Genomic DNA, 15,726 nt, shown 5'->3' with positions numbered 1-15,726 from the left:
GCCGGTCGGCCCGGGACGATGAGGTGGGGTAAGCATGAACGCGCCGTACGACGGTGATCGCGGCCAGGGCGCGGCCGGCTCGGGCTACCCCGAGACGCCGCCGGAGCCCGGTCAGGTACCGCCGCAGAAACCAGCGGACATGTACCTCCAGGACGCCTACGACCACGACCCCTACCGGGCGCAGGACCTGACCGCCCAGGACCCGGTCGCCGAGGCGCTCTACGACCGCGCCGCGCACCCGCCGCCCGCCCCGGGCACCCACGAGCAGCAGCCGCTCTACGGCCCGCCTGCCCAGTCGCCGTACGCGCCCGACCCACGGGTGTGGGCGCGTACGCCGGCACCGGAGCCGGACGGTGCGACCCCGTACATGCCGCACGGCGACGACCCGCGTACGACCGAGTTCGTGGGCGTGGACGACCTGGTCACGCACTCGGGTGAGGAGTATCACGAGCCGGACGCCTTCGCTCATCTCTTCAAGGACCAGCAGCAGAGCGGCGGGCCCGCGCCCATGGATCCGCCGGGCTTCTCCGGGCCGGCGGCCGCTCCGGGCGCCGGATACGCTCCCGCCGCCCCGTACCCGCCGGCGCACGACCAGGGCCCACAGCAGGGCACCCCGTATGCCGAGGCCTCCTACCCGGCCGCCCAGGGCCCCGCGCAGCCGCCGGTGCCCGCACCGGCCGCGGCGCCGGATCCAGCCGGTCCGCATCGGGACACGGAACCGGAGGTGACCGCTGCCGCAGCCTCCGCCGCGCCCGCGAAGAAGGGCGGCAAGGCGAGCGGGCTGCTGAAGTCCAGTGCCGTGATGGCGGCGGGCACGATGGTCTCCCGTCTCACCGGTTTCATCCGCTCCGCGCTGATCGCCGCGGCGCTCGGTCTCGGCTTCCTCGCCGACTCCTTCCAGGTGGCCTACCAGCTGCCGACGATGATCTACATCCTCACCGTCGGCGGCGGTCTCAACTCCGTCTTCGTGCCGCAGCTGGTGCGGTCGATGAAGGAGGACGAGGACGGCGGCGAGGCCTTCGCCAACCGTCTGCTGACCCTCGTCATGGTGGCGCTGGCCGCGCTCACCGGCCTCGCGATGTTCGCCGCGCCGCTCCTGGTGCGGGCGCTGTCGCCCACCATCGCCGACAACCCGGCCGCCAACGACGTGGCGGTCACCTTCACCCGTTACTTCCTGCCCTCGATCTTCTTCATGGGCATTCATGTGGTGATGGGTCAGATCCTCAATGCGCGCGGGAAGTTCGGCGCGATGATGTGGACGCCGGTCCTGAACAACATCGTCATCATCATCTCGCTGAGCGCGTTCATCTGGGTCTACGGCACCGCCGCCAACTCCCACATGACGGTCACGAGCATCCCGCCGCAGGGCCAGCGCCTGCTCGGAGTCGGTGTGCTGCTGGGCCTGGTCGTCCAGGCGCTGGCGATGATCCCCTACCTGCGCGAGACAGGCTTCCGGATTCGGCTGCGGTTCGACTGGAGGGGCCACGGCCTCGGCAAGGCCGCGATGCTCGCCAAGTGGACGGTCCTGTTCGTCCTCGCCAACCAGGCGGGCGCCATGGTCGTCACCCAGCTGTCCACCGCCGCCGGCGACCACTCCGGCGTCAAAGGCACCGGCTTCGCCGCCTACGCCAACGCCCAGCTGATCTGGGGTCTGCCGCAAGCCATCATCACGGTCTCCCTGATGGCCGCCCTGCTGCCACGCATCTCACGCTCGGCCGCCGAGGGCGACAGCGGTGCCGTCCGCGACGACATCTCCCAGGGCCTGCGTACCACCGCAGTCGCCATCGTCCCGATCGCTTTCGGTTTCCTCTCGCTCGGCATCCCGATGTGCACGCTGATCTTCGGGTCCGCGGGCACGAGCTCGGCCATCAACATGGGCTACATGCTGATGGCCTTCGGCCTCGGCCTGATCCCGTACTCCGTGCAGTACGTCGTTCTGCGTGCCTTCTACGCCTACGAAGACACCCGCACCCCCTTCTACAACACCGTGATCGTGGCGGCGGTCAACGCGGCCGCCTCCGCTCTCTGCTACTTCCTGCTGCCGTCCCGCTGGGCAGTCGCCGGCATGGCCGCCGCCTACGGCCTCGCCTACGCGATCGGTGTGGGTGTCGCCTGGCGGCGGCTGCGAAAGCGGCTCGGCGGTGATCTGGACGGTGTCCGGGTGATGCGGACGTACGCGCGCCTGTGCATCGCCTCGGTGCCCGCGGCCCTGCTCAGCGGCGCGGCCTGCTACGGCATCGGGCACACCCTCGGCCAGGGCGTCGTCGGCTCCTTCGCCGCGCTGGTCGCCGGCGGTGCCGTCCTGCTCGGCATCTTCTTCGTCGCCGCCCGGCGTATGCGCATCGAGGAACTCAACTCGCTCGTGGGTATGGTCCGCGGGCGTCTGGGCCGCTGAGGTGGGGGTAGGCGCACAACCATCGTCCGCCGTCGTGTGTCGTGCATAGCAGCGGACTGTGGGCACAATTGGTTTCGGCGTCGGACAGCGTGCAACAGATGGGGAGGCAGGGACGACGGTGGCGGAACGGAGCACGGCTGCCGTCGACGTGGCAGACAACAGCGGCGAGCAGCCGCTGACCGCCAAGGCGGACCAGTCCACGGCCGACGGGGTGGCCAAGAACCCGGAGCGGGACACGGACAGCGACGAGGCACAGGGGAGCGGCGGGACGAAGGCTTCGCCTCCCGAACTGCACAGCGGTCACAAGCTCGCCAGACGCTACCGGCTGGAGGAGTGCGTCACCCGTCTGGACGGATTCAGCAGCTGGCGTGCGGTCGACGAGAAGCTCCGTCGAGCCGTCGGCGTCCACATCCTGCCCGCGGACCACACACGGGCCCGTTCCGTCCTGGCTGCCGCCCGTTCCTCCGCGCTGCTCGGCGATCCCCGTTTCGTCCAGGTCCTCGACGCCGTCGAGGAGAACGACCTCGTCTACGTCGTGCACGAGTGGCTGCCCGACGCCACCGAGCTGACCACGCTCCTCGCGCCCGGCCCCCTGGAGCCGCACGACGCCTACCAGATGGTCAGTCAGGTCGCCTCCGCGATGGCCGCCGCGCACCGTGAGGGCCTCGCCCATCTGCGGCTGAACCCGAACGCCGTGCTGCGCACCTCGACCGGCCAGTGGCGCATCCGGGGCCTCGCCGTGAATGCCGCGCTGCGCGGCATCAGCTCCGACACCCCGCAGCGCACCGACACCGAGGCGATCGGCGCCCTGCTGTACGCGGCGCTGACCCAGCGCTGGCCGTACCCGAGCGACGCGTACGGCCTGTCCGGCCTGCCCAAGGGCGTCGGCCTCATCGCACCGGACCAGGTGCGGGCCGGTGTGCACCGCGGCCTGTCCGAACTGGCCATGCGCGCACTCGCCAACGACGGGGCCACCGCCTCCCGGCACGAGGCCGCGTGCACCACGCCGGAGGAGCTGGTGAAAGCGATCGGCGAGATGCCGCGCATCCGCCCGCCGGAGCCGGCGTTCACGGCCCCGCCGGAGTACCAGCGCACGACCTATCAGCAGGGAACGTACGGCCGCCAGGCGCCACGCCCCGGCGTCACTCAGCCGATCGCGACCCCGCCGCCCCCGTTGCAGAGCCGCACCGGCAAGGCCCTGAAATGGGCGGTGTCCGCCCTCCTCATCGCCGCCCTCGGCCTGGGCAGCTGGCAGTTGGCGGACGCGCTCATGGACCAGGGCGGCAAGTCCGACGACACCAACAAGAGCCAGCAGACCGGCGACGGCGACAAGGGCGCCGCGAAGCCCAAGTCGACGCCGATAAGCATCAAGGGCAGCCAGGAGTTCGTCGCCAAGGGAGACCCCCAGCACCCCGGCGACGTCCAGAAAACCTACGACGGCAACGCCACCACCTACTGGCGGACCAAGACCTTCAACGAGGGTCCCCCGATCGCGCCCTACAAGCCCGGCGTCGGCATCGTCTACGACCTGGGCTCGGCCAAGCAGGTCAACGCCGCCACCATCGGGCTGCGCTATCCCGGCGACCACACGACGATCGAGTTGTACGCGGCCGACTCGCTGTCACCGTCGTCACTCGACTCGATGGACAAGATCGGCAAGGTCACGACCACGGGCACCACGGCTACGGTGAAGGTCACCAAGTCGGTGAAGACGCAGTATGTCCTCGTGTGGCTGACGGCTGTGCCGTACTCCGGTCCTGACGCGGCCGCGTACGCCCAGGCCGGCTACAAGCAGGGCATCAGCGAAGTGCAGTTCACGGGCTGACGTCTCACCCGGACCGGAGGGGCAGATGGCGGAAGGCGCCGGATACGACCGGGTGAGCGACAAGGATCTGCTCGCCCGTCATGTGGAAGGCGATCCCGATGCCTTCGGTGAGATCGTACGGCGGCATCGGGATCGGCTCTGGGCGGTCGCTCTGCGGACGCTGGGGGACCGCGAGGAGGCCGCTGACGCCGTCCAGGACGCCCTGGTGTCGGCCTACCGGGCCGCGCATACCTTCCGGGGCCAGTCGGCGGTCACGACGTGGCTGCACCGGATCACGGTGAACGCCTGCCTGGACCGTGCCCGCAAGGTGGCCTCGCGGAAGACCTCGCCGGTCGACGACACGGAGCGGCTGGAGCAGCTGCTGGAACCGCACGAGTCGGCCTCGGCGCCGGCCGAGCGGAACGATGTGCAACGCCAGCTTTTCGAGGCGCTGGGCACGCTCCCGCACGACCAGCGGGCCGCCCTCGTCCTGGTGGACATGCAGGGATATCCCGTGGCCGAGGCCGCCCAGATCCTCGATGTACCGACGGGCACGGTGAAGAGTCGGTGCGCCCGGGGCAGAGCCCGGTTGCTGCCCCTCCTCACCCATCTACGGCCCGAAGGTCCCGCAAGCGGAAAAGAACCCGGGGCGGGACGGAACCGGGTGCACGGGACATCCGTCCCACCGGCAACGGGGTCTCCAAACGGAAGAAGCCCTGAGGACACGGGACCGAGCGATTCAGCCGTAGTGAAGGGCGGAGGTGGGCGAGCGTGACTTCCACGACAGACACGGCCGGGCACCCGGACGTCGAGGAGATCTCCGACCTCACCGAAGGCCTTCTCCCTCCGGACCGCAGCAGGGACATACGGCAGCACCTGGACGCCTGCGATCTGTGTGCGGACGTCCATGCCTCACTGGAGGAGATCCGGGGGCTGCTGGGATCCGTGTCGGGAGCGGAGCGCATGCCGGCCGACGTGGCCGGTCGTATCGATGCCGCCTTGGCCGCCGAGGCACTGCTCAGCGCCTCCGCTCCACAGCCGCTGAGCGCCCAGGCCTCCTCTGCGACGGCGCCGGGCCGTGAGGACGGCGAGGGCCATGTTTCACGTGAAACATCGCTCCCCTCCGACCGGCCTGCCGGGCGCCCGCAGGCGGCGACCGGTCCGGGCCGCAAGGGGCGCGAGCGAGGCCGGCGCCGCCGGCGTGCGGTCCTCGGGGCTGTCCTCACCGCGGCCGTCCTCGGGGCCGGGTCACTGGTGCTGCAGTCGCTCGGCGATCACGGCACCGACACCACCGCACACGGAAGGCCGACGCCTTCCGTCGGGTCCTTCTCCGGTGCCAGTGTCCAGAGCCAGGTGAAGGGTCTGCTCGCCACCGAGAAGAAGTCACAGCAGGGGTCCGGCACCCAGCGGCCCCGATCGGGCCTCGAGTCTGACCGGAACACGCCCCAGTCGACCGAGAGCGCGAACACCCTGATCCAGACGGACGTCGCTGTCCCCGACTGCGTCCGGTTGGCGCTTCGCCGGGGCGACGACGTCCTGGGCGCCAAGACGGGAACGTACAACGGGAAGTCCGCCTATCTCGTCGTGGTGCCCGATACCGAGAACAGGGCACAGGTCACGGCCTATATCGTCGATGCGGCCTGCATCCGGCAGCAGCACGGCACCGCCGGCACGGTGCTTTTGAAGCACTCCTTCCCCCGAACCTGAGTCTGCTGGACCGCCCCGTCAGTCCCCGCGCAGTGGGCGTGTGCCCCGACACAGCGGGAATGCGCGCCCCGTAGGATCCGTTGGGTGGGGTGAGAGCCCGGAAACGGGCTCGCACCGGTCGACTGACACAGACCAGAGACGAGGAAACAAGCCGTGAGCGACGTCCGTAACGTGATCATCATCGGCTCCGGGCCCGCAGGCTACACGGCGGCGCTCTACACCGCGCGAGCGTCGCTGAAGCCCCTGGTGTTCGAGGGCGCCGTCACTGCCGGTGGCGCGCTGATGAACACCACCGAGGTGGAGAACTTCCCGGGCTTCCGCGACGGCATCATGGGCCCCGAGCTCATGGACAACATGCGGGCGCAGGCCGAGCGCTTCGGTGCCGAGCTCATCCCGGACGACGTCGTCTCCGTCGACCTGGCCGGTGAGATCAAGACGGTCACGGACACCGCCGGCACGGTCCACAAGGCGAAGGCCGTCATCGTCACCACCGGCTCCCAGCACCGCAAGCTGGGCCTGCCCAACGAGGACGCCCTCTCTGGTCGCGGTGTCTCCTGGTGCGCCACCTGTGACGGGTTCTTCTTCAAGGACCACGACATCGCCGTGATCGGCGGCGGTGACACCGCGATGGAGGAGGCCACCTTCCTCTCGCGGTTCGCCAAGTCCGTGACGATCGTCCACCGCCGGGACAGCCTGCGCGCCTCCAAGGCGATGCAGGAGCGCGCCTTCAACGACCCGAAGATCAAGTTCGTCTGGGACAGCGAGGTCGCCGAGATCCAGGGCGACCAGAAGCTCTCGGGTCTGAAGCTGCGCAACGTCAAGACCGGCGAGCTGTCGGAGCTGCCCGTGACGGGTCTGTTCATCGCGATCGGCCATGACCCGCGCACCGAGCTCTTCAAGGGCCAGCTGGACCTGGACGACGAGGGCTACCTGAAGGTCGCCTCTCCGTCCACCCAGACCAACCTGACCGGTGTCTTCGGCGCCGGCGATGTGGTCGACCACACCTACCGCCAGGCGATCACGGCGGCCGGCACCGGCTGCTCCGCCGCCCTGGACGCCGAGCGCTTCCTCGCCGCCCTCGCGGACGAGAACAAGGCCTGACCCGAGAAGACCACCGCGTCTGATCTTCTCCTTCCCCCGCCCCACCGCACGATCAAGTTGAGGAGCCCGCTGTGGCCAACCTGAAGAATGTGACCGACGCTTCCTTCGACGAGGACGTCCTCAAGAGCGACAAGCCCGTCCTGGTGGACTTCTGGGCCGCCTGGTGCGGTCCGTGCCGCCAGATCGCCCCGTCCCTTGAGGCGATCGCCGCCGAGCACGGCGACAAGATCGAGGTCGTCAAGCTCAACATCGACGAGAACCCGGCGACGGCCGCCAAGTACGGCGTCATGTCCATCCCGACCCTGAACGTCTACCAGGGCGGCGAGGTCGCCAAGACCATCGTCGGCGCCAAGCCGAAGGCAGCGATCGAGCGGGACCTCGCGGACTTCATCGCCGAGTGACGTTTCACGTGAAACACGAATGGGCCAACCCTTGTGGGTTGGCCCATTCGCATGAGGACTGACTCCTGTGCCTACCGCAGTCGCGCCCTCTACAGCGGCCGCAACGCCGGCTCCTTCTGGACGGCTCCCAGGAGCCGGTCGAGTGCCAGCTCCACGTCTTCCTTCCAGGAGAGCGTCGACCGCAGCTCCAGCCGGAGCCGGGGGTGCTTGGGGTGCTGTCGGACCGTTTTGAAGCCCACGGCCAGCAGATGGTCTGCCGGCAGCATGCAGGCGGGTTCCTTCCAGCGGGCGTCACCGAAGGCCTCTATCGCCTTGAAGCCCCGGCGCAGCAGATCCTTGGCGACCGTCTGCACCAGCACTCGGCCCAGCCCCTGGCCCTGATAGCCGGGCATGACGAATGCGGTCATCAGCTGTACGGCGTCCGGCGAGACCGGACTCGTGGGGAAGGCCGTCGAGCGCGGGACATAGGCCGGAGGGGCGTAGAGCACGAAACCGACCGGCAAGTCATCGACGTACACCACCCGGCCGCACGACCCCCAGTCCAAGAGGACGGCGGAGATCCAGGCCTCCTTCTCCACCGCCAAGGTGCCCGCCTTTACAGCCGCTTCTCCACTGACGGGGTCGAGCTCCCAGAAGACGCACGAGCGACAGCGTGGGGGAAGGTCCTGAAGGTTGTCCAGCGTGAGCGGCACGAGCCGACGCCCCATGAAGGCTGTTCCTCGCTTCCTTCGCCCGCCGCATCACGAGCGGCTGTCAGAGCGCTCCGCTCCCTGAGCAGACTGCCGACGAAACCGCCGACTGCTCCAAGACTCAGGCCCGCGCTCACCAGTTCGGTGCGGCTCATCGATCGCATGGCCCCCGACTCCCCACTCAGAGATGCAGATGCTGTCCGGTGGATGCGCCATAACCATTCGCATCGTATCCACGAAGCGATTCGCTCGATACCGCCTCAAAGCAAAGAGCGGCCCGTGTTCCGGTACACACCGGACACAGTCCGCTCCCTGCGCGGCCGAGAGGCGCAGGCTCAGTCGTCCTGCTCCTCCATCGCCTCCTCCTCAAGTTCCTGCGGCAGCACCGGCCCCTCGCCGGGAGCGAGCGTGCTCAGGATCCGCTGGAGATCGTCCACGGAGGCGAACTCGACGGTGATCTTGCCCTTCTTCTGACCGAGGTCGACCTTCACCCGGGTCTCGAAGCGGTCCGACAGACGGGTGGCCAGCTCGTTCAGCGCCGGGGAGAGCCGGGAGCCGGCGCGCGGCCCCTTGGTGCGCTGCGGCTTCTGGGGCCGCGAGCCCATGAGGGTCACGATTTCCTCGACGGCTCGCACCGACAGCCCCTCGGCCACGATGCGGTGAGCCAGCCGGTCCTGCTCCTCGGAGTCCGTCACCGACAGCAGGGCTCGGGCATGGCCGGCCGAGAGGACTCCGGCGGCGACCCGCTTCTGGACCGTCGGCGAGAGCTTCAGCAGGCGCAGCGTGTTGGAGACCTGAGGCCGAGAGCGTCCGATCCGGTCGGCCAGCTGGTCATGCGTGCAGTTGAAGTCCTTCAGCAGCTGGTCGTAGGCGGCGGCCTCTTCCAGCGGGTTCAGCTGGGCGCGGTGCAGGTTCTCCAGCAACGCGTCCAGGAGGAGCTTCTCGTCCTCCGTGGCCCGGACGATCGCCGGGATGGCCTCCAGACCGGCCTCACGGCAGGCGCGCCAGCGGCGCTCGCCCATGATCAGCTCATAGCGGGCGGGTCCCAGCTGCCGCACGACGACGGGCTGCAGCAGACCGACCTCCTTGATGGAGGTGACCAGCTCGTGCAGCGCGTCCTCGTCAAAGACGTCACGCGGCTGGCGCGGGTTGGGCGAGATCGCGTCAAGAGGGATCTCGGCGAAGTGCGCCCCCAGCGGAGGAGCCGGCGTCTCCATGACAGGGCTTGCCGGGAGCTCCTCGGTTTCATGTGAAACAGGCGGCAGTGTGGCCACCTTCGCTGCGGCCACCCCGCGGTCACTCGTCAGCACCGGGACAGCTGCGGGGGAGGTCGAGGCTCCGCCTCCCAGCGCAGCCGGAGCCGGGGTCTTCTCGGTCGGGGCAGCGGGGATCAGTGCGCCAAGGCCACGACCCAGCCCCCTCCGTCGTTCGCTCACTGCAGCCCCTCCACCATGCTTGGGTCGTTCTGGGCGCTGAGGTGAGCCTGGCTCGCGTCATAACTGACGCCAACGCCCTTCAGCGCGATTTCTCGGGCCGCCTCAAGATACGAGAGGGCACCGCTCGATCCAGGATCGTAAGTCAGCACCGTCTGCCCGTAGCTCGGCGCCTCGGAGATACGGACCGAGCGGGGAATGCTCGTCCGCAGCACCTCGTCGCCGAAGTGGGTGCGCACCTCTTCCGCGACCTGGGAGGCAAGACGCGTCCGGCCGTCGTACATGGTGAGCAGGATGGTCGACACATGCAGCGTGGGGTTGAGGTGCCCCCGCACCAGGTCGACGTTGCGCAGCAGCTGGCCCAGACCCTCGAGTGCGTAGTACTCGCACTGGATCGGGATGAGGACCTCCTGACCCGCCACCAGTGCGTTGACCGTCAACAGGCCGAGCGAGGGCGGGCAGTCGATGAGGACGTAGTCCAGCGGCTGTTCGTACGCCTGGATCGCGCGCTGCAGCCGGCTCTCACGGGCCACCAGCGACACCAACTCGATCTCCGCACCGGCGAGATCGATGGTGGCAGGGGCGCAGAAGAGACCTTCCACGTCGGGGACCGGCTGAACGACCTCGGCGAGAGGCTTGCTCTCCACCAACACGTCGTAGATGGAAGGGACTTCGGCATGGTGGTCGATCCCCAGGGCGGTGGACGCGTTGCCCTGCGGGTCGAGGTCGATCACCAGGACACGGCCGCCGTGCAGAGCCAGCGAAGCAGCAAGGTTGACGGTCGTCGTCGTCTTGCCCACGCCGCCCTTCTGGTTGGCGACCACGATGACTCGGGTCTGCTCCGGTCGCGGCAGACCTTCGCCGGCGCGGCCCAGAGCCTCAACCGCCAGTTGGGCCGCACGACCGATGGGAGTGTCGTCCATCGGGGGCGGTGTTTCACGTGAAACATCCGCCCCCATCGACTCGGTACGGGGACCGGGGACCGGATCGGTCATCGGTCCCGCGATGTTGGCGTCGGACCGCAAGGATTCACTCTCCTCGACTTCAGGCTCGCAATGAACAGAGCCTCCCATGCCTTCGGGGTCGTGAACCAGTGAGGCCTGGTGTTCTGTGGAGAATTCCACCTCTGTGGACAACTCCGTGCCCTTGGAGAGGGACGGAGTGCCCTGAGAGCCGGGATCCTCGCCCAGAGAACCCAGGGGCTTGCGGTCGCGAGGTTCGGCCGCGGCGCGGCCGCGACTGATGATGCCGTGCAGCAGTGAGCGACGTTTCACGTGAAACACGATGCACAGCGGCGGCGACCGAATCTTCGCGACACTCCGGCCTGCGTAGGTTTGGCAGCTTGTGTGGAGTACGTCTCGTCGTCAGGACGGATCAGAGGCGCCCACGCCTCTCAGCATGGACGCCTCTCTCGGACTCAGCGATCCTCAGCGCTACCGACGCCGACGGACGCGGCCGACGCGGGCCGCCTTCGCTCGCTTCGCCGCGAACCGCACACCGCCGGGGCTCTCGCCGACCTCGACCCGCACGACGGTGGAGAGCGGATCCACCACTCCCTCGCCCACATGCAAGATGGACGTCTCCACCGCACCGAGCTTGCTAAGGGCCGTGGCCGCGGCCTTCAGTTCCTCCTCGGCGGTGTCGCCCTTGAGCGCGAGCATCTCACCGTAGGGACGGAGCAGCGGGATACCCCAGGCGGCCAGACGGTCCAGCGGGGCCACGGCTCGGGCGGTCACCACATGGACCGGAGGAAGCTTGCCGAGGACTTCCTCGGCACGCCCCCGCACGACCGTGACGTGGTCCAGGCCGAGCAGCTCAACGACCTCGGTGAGGAAGTTGGTGCGCCGCAGCAGCGGCTCCAACAGGGTGATGTTCAGATCGTCCCTGACCAGGGCCAGCGGAATGCCTGGCAGTCCGGCACCGGAGCCGACATCGCAGACCGTCACGCCCTCTGGGACGGCCTCGGAGAGCACCGCGCAGTTCAGCAGATGCCGCTCCCACAGGCGGGGCACTTCCCGCGGGCCGATCAGGCCACGCTGCACGCCCGCCTCGGCGAGCAGCTCCGCGTAGCGGACCGCATCGGCGAAGCGATCACCAAACACTTCCCGCGCCTGTTCGGGCGCGGGGGGAAGCTCCGCTGCCTCCGTCACGGGGACCGTCCTTCCGTACAGCGCCGGCGCCTCGCGCACCGGCCACCAGAACTACCAGGCTGACAAAGTTCGGCCCCGTCTGCTCTACAGACGGGGCCGGTACAACGTGGGGACCGATCAGGCGGGCAGCACGACGACGAACCGCTGCGGCTCCTCGCCCTCGGACTCGCTGCGCAGTCCTGCGGCCTTGACCGCGTCGTGCACGACCTTGCGCTCGAACGGGGTCATCGGCTTGAGCTTGACGGGCTCGCCGGTGTTCTTGACCTCGGCAGCCGCCTTGGCGCCGATCTCGGACAGCTCGGCGCGCTTCTTGGCCCGGTAACCCGCGATGTCCAGCATCAGCCGGCTGCGGTCGCCGGTCTCCCGGTGCACGGCCAGACGCGTCAGCTCCTGCAGTGCCTCCAGCACCTCGCCGTCCCGGCCGACCAGCTTCTGCAGGTCGCGGCCGCCGGTGTCGCTGATGATCGACACGGAAGCGCGGTCGGCCTCGACGTCCATGTCGATGTCGCCGTCGAGGTCGGCGATGTCCAGCAGACCCTCCAGGTAGTCCGCCGCGATCTCACCCTCCTGCTCCAGGCGGGTCAGGGTGTCTGCACCCTCGGCAGCGGCGGGGGTGGTGCCTTCCGTCACGGGATGGGCTCCTTCTTACTTCTTGGACGGGGACTTGGGCCGCTGCGGGCCACCCTTGCGCTGGCCGGACTGGGCCTTGCTGCGGGTGCCGGAGCCGGGCTTCGGGGCCCGCTCAGGTGCGGCGGGCTTGGCGTCCTGCGGCTCGTCGGACTTTTCCAGCGAGGTGGACGAGGTGGTCCCACCGGCCTGCTTGGGCCCGCCGGACTGACGCTGGGACTTGGACTGGCGCTTGGGCTGCTGACGCCGGGCCGTGGCGCCGCCACCGGTCGTCGCCGAGGTGGTCTCCGCGCCGTCCTCGGTCTGCGCCGCGGCCTGGGCCGTGCTCATCACCACGCTGCCGTCGGCCTGGGCGGCGAGACCGGCCTTGTTCAGCGCGTTGATGAACTTGCGCTCGAACTCGTTGCGCTCACGGCCCTTGGCGACGATCGCCTTGACAATGGTCTTTTCGCTGCGGCGCCGGACCTTGCCGACGTGCGTGACGTGCTTGGTCAGGCGCTCCAGGTAGGCGGCCTGAGCCTTGGAACCCGGCGTCGGGTTGTTGCGGATGACGTACATCTGCTGGCCCATGGTCCACACGTTGGTGGTCAGCCAGTAGACGAGGACACCGACCGGGAAGTTGATACCGAAGACGGCGAACATGACCGGGAAGACGTACATCAGCATCTTCTGCTGCTGCATGAACGGCGTCTTCACCGTCGTGTCGACGTTCTTCGTCATCAGCTGGCGCTGCGTGTAGAACTGCGAGAACGACATCAGGACGATCATGACCGCGGTCACGACCCGGACGTCGGTCAGCGTGGCGCCCAGCGCCGCGACCTTGTCCGAGCTGTCCATGAACTTCGCGGCCAGCGGAGCGCCGAAGATGTGCGCCTTACGGGCGCTGGCGAGCAGCGGCTCGTTGATGACGCCGATGGTCTTGCCCGTCGCGATGCCGTTGAGCACGTGGTAGAGGGCGAAGAAGAACGGGGACTGCGCCAGGATGGGAAGGCACGAGGAGAGCGGGTTGGTGCCCGTCTCCTTGTACAGCTTCATCATCTCTTCGGACTGACGCTGTTTGTCGTTCTTGTAGCGCTCCTGGATCTTCTTCATCTCCGGCTGGAGCGTCTGCATCGCGCGCGTCGACTTGATCTGCTTCACAAAGAGCGGGATCAGGCAGACGCGGATCAAAATCACCAGAGACACGATGGACAGGCCCCAGGCCCACCCGGTGTCGGCGCCGAAGATCGCGCCGTACATCTTGTGGAACTGGACGATGACCCATGAAACGGGTGTCGTGATGAAGCTGAAGAGGCTGGCAATCGTGTCCACTAATCATGCTCCTTGGGCATGGGACGAGGTCTCTGCGGCCGGGCTCGAAGGAAGCCCGGAAAGGGGCTTCGCTTCGGTGGCCGGTTCGGCGGCGGAGGGCCCGCCCCTGCGTGCGCGCCAGGCGTTGCGCAGCATTTCGTGCCACCGGGGACGCTTGCGCGGCGGAACATGGTCCACACCGCCCAGCGACCACGGATTGCACCGGAGGATGCGCCAGGCGGTCAGTGCCGTTCCCTTGATCGCACCGTGCCGGTCGATGGCCGTGTAGCCGTAGTGGGAGCACGACGGGTAGTACTTGCACACCGGCCCCAGCAGTGGACTGATCGTCCACTGGTACAGCTTGATCAGAGCCAGCAGCGGGTACTTCATCGCGCGCCCCCTCCCAGTAGCCGCTGAAGAGCGGCGTCCAGGTCTCGGGCCAGCTGTGCATGGTCTGCGTCGCCCGCTCCGGGCAGCGCTCGTACGACTACCAGGCTACCGGGGGGAAACAGGGCGACTCGGTCACGCATCAGATGGCGCAGTCTGCGCTTCACTTTGTTGCGCACGACCGCGCCACCCACGGCCTTGCTCACGACGAAACCCGCACGCGTCGGGGGAGCGCTCTCCCCAGGCGCGTGCGGGTCCGTGGCACCGCTACGAAGGTGGACGACGAGAGTCGGGCGTCCTGCCCGGCGTCCTCGTCGAACCGCGGTCGCGAAGTCCTCGCGCCGCCTCAGCCGGTTCTCGGTGGGCAGCACGACGTCATGACCTGATCGGGATCAGGCGGACAGACGGGCGCGACCCTTGCTACGGCGGGACGCGAGAATCGCGCGGCCGGCACGGGTACGCATACGCAGCCGGAAGCCGTGGGTCTTCGCGCGACGACGGTTGTTCGGCTGGAAGGTGCGCTTGCTCACTCGGGGGCTCCAGAAATCAAATCGGTGGTGGCGGGTGCCGTCCTGGCTGTCACCGTGCGCCCACGAGTAGCTCGCGTCACGCCCGAGTGCACCGCTTCCCGATCACCTGAAGTGACCTGTGCCCTTCGGAGGCAGGCGGCAGCAGCCATCGACAACTCGACCTGGTTACGGTACGCGCGGCTACGCCATCCGGTCAAACCGGGGGTCACGGAGAGACACTATCCACAGGCTGGGGACAACAACTTGAACCGCACCCGCCGCGCTGACTACCGTGGCTGAACTCCGATTCGTTCTTTTGTCCCCCGCCCCGGCGGGTTTGACCCACCGACCACCCGATGTACACCCCGACCCGTCTCGCGATCACACGTTCGTGGGACCTGTGAGAGAGCGTGCCCTGTGGCTGACGTACCTGCCGATCTTGCCGCAGTGTGGCCACGAGTACTGGAGCAGCTCCTCGGAGAAGGCCGCGGACAGGGTGTCGAGGCGAAGGACGAGCACTGGATCCGGCGCTGCCAGCCGCTCGCGCTGGTGGCGGACACCGCTCTGCTCGCCGTACCGAACGAATTCGCGAAAGGCGTACTGGAGGGCCGTCTCGCGCCGATCGTCAGCGAGACGCTGAGCCGTGAGTGCGGCCGCCCCATCCGCATCGCGATCACCGTGGACGACTCCGCGGGCGAACCGCCGGCTCCCGCGGCGCCGGTACAGCAGCCGCCCAAGCCGCGCTACGAGGAGCCGGAGCTGCCGTCCGGCCCGTCGTACGAGGAACGGCCGTACGAGGGCTACGGCCGCCACCGTGCCGCCGAGCAGCCGCCGGCCGAGCAGCAATCCCGCGCCGACCAGCTCCCCGTCGTACGCCCGGCGTATCCCTCGGAGTACCAGCGCCGTGAGCCCGGCACCTGGCCGCGGCCCGGGCAGGACGAGTACGGCTGGCAGCAGCCACGGCTCGGCTTCCCCGAGCGCGACCCGTACGCGTCACCGTCGTCCCAGGACACCTACGGCTCCGGCCCCGACGCATACGGCTCGCCGTCCTCGGACTACCGCCCGCAGGGCAGGGACCGTGCGTCGTACGAGCAGCAGCGCGGCGACTACGACAGCCCGCGCGCGGACTACGACTCGGGGCGCCCGGACTACGACACCGCGCGCCCCGAGTACGACCCCTCCCGGACCGAATACGACCAGCGCGACCCCGTCCGCCGTGAGCTGCCCGAGCAG

16 protein-coding genes are annotated in these 15,726 nt (G+C 68.8%); 7 read left to right on the top strand and 9 right to left on the bottom strand.

The annotated features are described in order from the left end of the window. The first annotated feature begins 34 nt into the window (after positions 1-34). The 6 genes from murJ (at position 35) to trxA (ending at position 7,408) form a co-directional block, all read left to right on the top strand. Complete coding sequence (gene murJ, locus M878_RS70125; RefSeq protein WP_023548613.1) at positions 35-2,395, top strand: murein biosynthesis integral membrane protein MurJ; 2,361 nt, start codon at positions 35-37, stop codon at positions 2,393-2,395. Positions 2,396-2,513: 118 nt separating this feature from the next. Next, complete coding sequence (locus M878_RS70120; RefSeq protein WP_023548611.1) at positions 2,514-4,220, top strand: protein kinase family protein; 1,707 nt, start codon at positions 2,514-2,516, stop codon at positions 4,218-4,220. Between the two features lie 25 nt (positions 4,221-4,245). Next, positions 4,246-4,974 (top strand): RNA polymerase sigma factor SigM, encoded by a 729-nt coding sequence (sigM, locus tag M878_RS70115; protein WP_023548609.1) that lies wholly within the window; start codon positions 4,246-4,248, stop codon positions 4,972-4,974. Beyond that, positions 4,971-5,906, top strand: coding sequence for an anti-sigma factor family protein (locus tag M878_RS70110; RefSeq protein WP_023548607.1), 936 nt, complete (start codon positions 4,971-4,973; stop codon positions 5,904-5,906). Before sigM ends, M878_RS70110 begins: the two co-directional genes overlap by 4 nt. Before the next feature lie 153 nt (positions 5,907-6,059). After that, a complete protein-coding gene (gene trxB, locus M878_RS70105; RefSeq protein WP_023548605.1) occupies positions 6,060-7,007 on the top strand; it encodes a thioredoxin-disulfide reductase in 948 nt (315 codons plus the stop codon). Positions 7,008-7,078: 71 nt separating this feature from the next. Further along, a complete protein-coding gene (trxA, locus tag M878_RS70100) occupies positions 7,079-7,408 on the top strand; it encodes a thioredoxin (RefSeq protein WP_023548603.1) in 330 nt (109 codons plus the stop codon). An 89-nt stretch (positions 7,409-7,497) separates the two neighbouring features. Here trxA and M878_RS48395 read toward each other — a convergent pair whose 3' ends face one another. The 9 genes from M878_RS48395 to rpmH all read right to left on the bottom strand — a co-directional run bounded on the left by M878_RS48395 (position 7,498) and on the right by rpmH (position 14,514). Further along, positions 7,498-8,115 carry a GNAT family N-acetyltransferase gene (locus M878_RS48395; protein WP_031225375.1) on the bottom strand — a complete coding sequence of 206 codons (618 nt, stop codon included), beginning with the start codon at positions 8,113-8,115 and terminating at the stop codon, positions 7,498-7,500. A gap of 317 nt (positions 8,116-8,432) precedes the next feature. Further along, the gene (locus M878_RS48390) at positions 8,433-9,533 is read right to left on the bottom strand and encodes a ParB/RepB/Spo0J family partition protein (RefSeq protein ID WP_031225374.1); all 1,101 of its coding nucleotides are present in this window, start codon (positions 9,531-9,533) and stop codon (positions 8,433-8,435) included. Further along, entirely contained in the window at positions 9,530-10,603 is a 1,074-nt protein-coding gene (locus M878_RS70095; RefSeq protein ID WP_078630640.1) for a ParA family protein, read from the bottom strand. Before M878_RS70095 ends, M878_RS48390 begins: the two co-directional genes overlap by 4 nt. Positions 10,604-10,963: 360 nt before the next feature. Next, entirely contained in the window at positions 10,964-11,680 is a 717-nt protein-coding gene (gene rsmG, locus M878_RS70090; RefSeq protein ID WP_023548597.1) for a 16S rRNA (guanine(527)-N(7))-methyltransferase RsmG, read from the bottom strand. Positions 11,681-11,797: 117 nt separating this feature from the next. Next, positions 11,798-12,310, bottom strand: coding sequence for a Jag family protein (locus tag M878_RS70085; protein ID WP_023548595.1), 513 nt, complete (start codon positions 12,308-12,310; stop codon positions 11,798-11,800). A 15-nt stretch (positions 12,311-12,325) separates the two neighbouring features. Next, positions 12,326-13,618: a membrane protein insertase YidC gene (yidC, locus tag M878_RS70080; RefSeq protein WP_023548593.1), complete on the bottom strand. Its 1,293-nt coding sequence runs from the start codon at positions 13,616-13,618 to the stop codon at positions 12,326-12,328. Positions 13,619-13,621: 3 nt separating this feature from the next. After that, positions 13,622-13,987, bottom strand: coding sequence for a membrane protein insertion efficiency factor YidD (gene yidD / locus M878_RS70075; RefSeq protein WP_023548591.1), 366 nt, complete (start codon positions 13,985-13,987; stop codon positions 13,622-13,624). Continuing rightward, entirely contained in the window at positions 13,984-14,355 is a 372-nt protein-coding gene (rnpA, locus tag M878_RS94555; protein WP_078630330.1) for a ribonuclease P protein component, read from the bottom strand. The genes yidD and rnpA overlap by 4 nt, the downstream gene beginning before the upstream one ends. A 21-nt stretch (positions 14,356-14,376) precedes the next feature. Beyond that, positions 14,377-14,514: a 50S ribosomal protein L34 gene (gene rpmH / locus M878_RS94550; RefSeq protein ID WP_003956500.1), complete on the bottom strand. Its 138-nt coding sequence runs from the start codon at positions 14,512-14,514 to the stop codon at positions 14,377-14,379. Between the two features lie 396 nt (positions 14,515-14,910). On the opposite strand from rpmH, the gene M878_RS70065 reads away from it, so the two are divergent. Continuing rightward, on the top strand, positions 14,911-15,726 hold an 816-nt coding region (locus tag M878_RS70065; protein WP_483414716.1), incomplete at its 3' end, for a chromosomal replication initiator protein DnaA.

This window comes from Streptomyces roseochromogenus subsp. oscitans DS 12.976 (genome assembly GCF_000497445.1).
GTDB classification, from domain to species: domain Bacteria; phylum Actinomycetota; class Actinomycetes; order Streptomycetales; family Streptomycetaceae; genus Streptomyces; species Streptomyces oscitans.
Note: the sequence above shows the minus strand (reverse complement) of the source record. Positions and strands in the feature narration are given on the sequence as shown.

Excerpts from the sequence above, each read along its gene's own strand:
- M878_RS70095 (WP_078630640.1), bottom strand. The coding sequence starts at position 10,603 with ATGGGAGGCTCTGTTCATTGCGAGCCTGAAGTCGAGGAGAGTGAATCC.
- M878_RS48395 (WP_031225375.1), bottom strand. The coding sequence starts at position 8,115 with ATGGGGCGTCGGCTCGTGCCGCTCACGCTGGACAACCTTCAGGACCTT.
- murJ (WP_023548613.1), top strand. The coding sequence starts at position 35 with ATGAACGCGCCGTACGACGGTGATCGCGGCCAGGGCGCGGCCGGCTCG.
- sigM (WP_023548609.1), top strand. The coding sequence starts at position 4,246 with ATGGCGGAAGGCGCCGGATACGACCGGGTGAGCGACAAGGATCTGCTC.
- yidD (WP_023548591.1), bottom strand. The coding sequence starts at position 13,987 with ATGAAGTACCCGCTGCTGGCTCTGATCAAGCTGTACCAGTGGACGATC.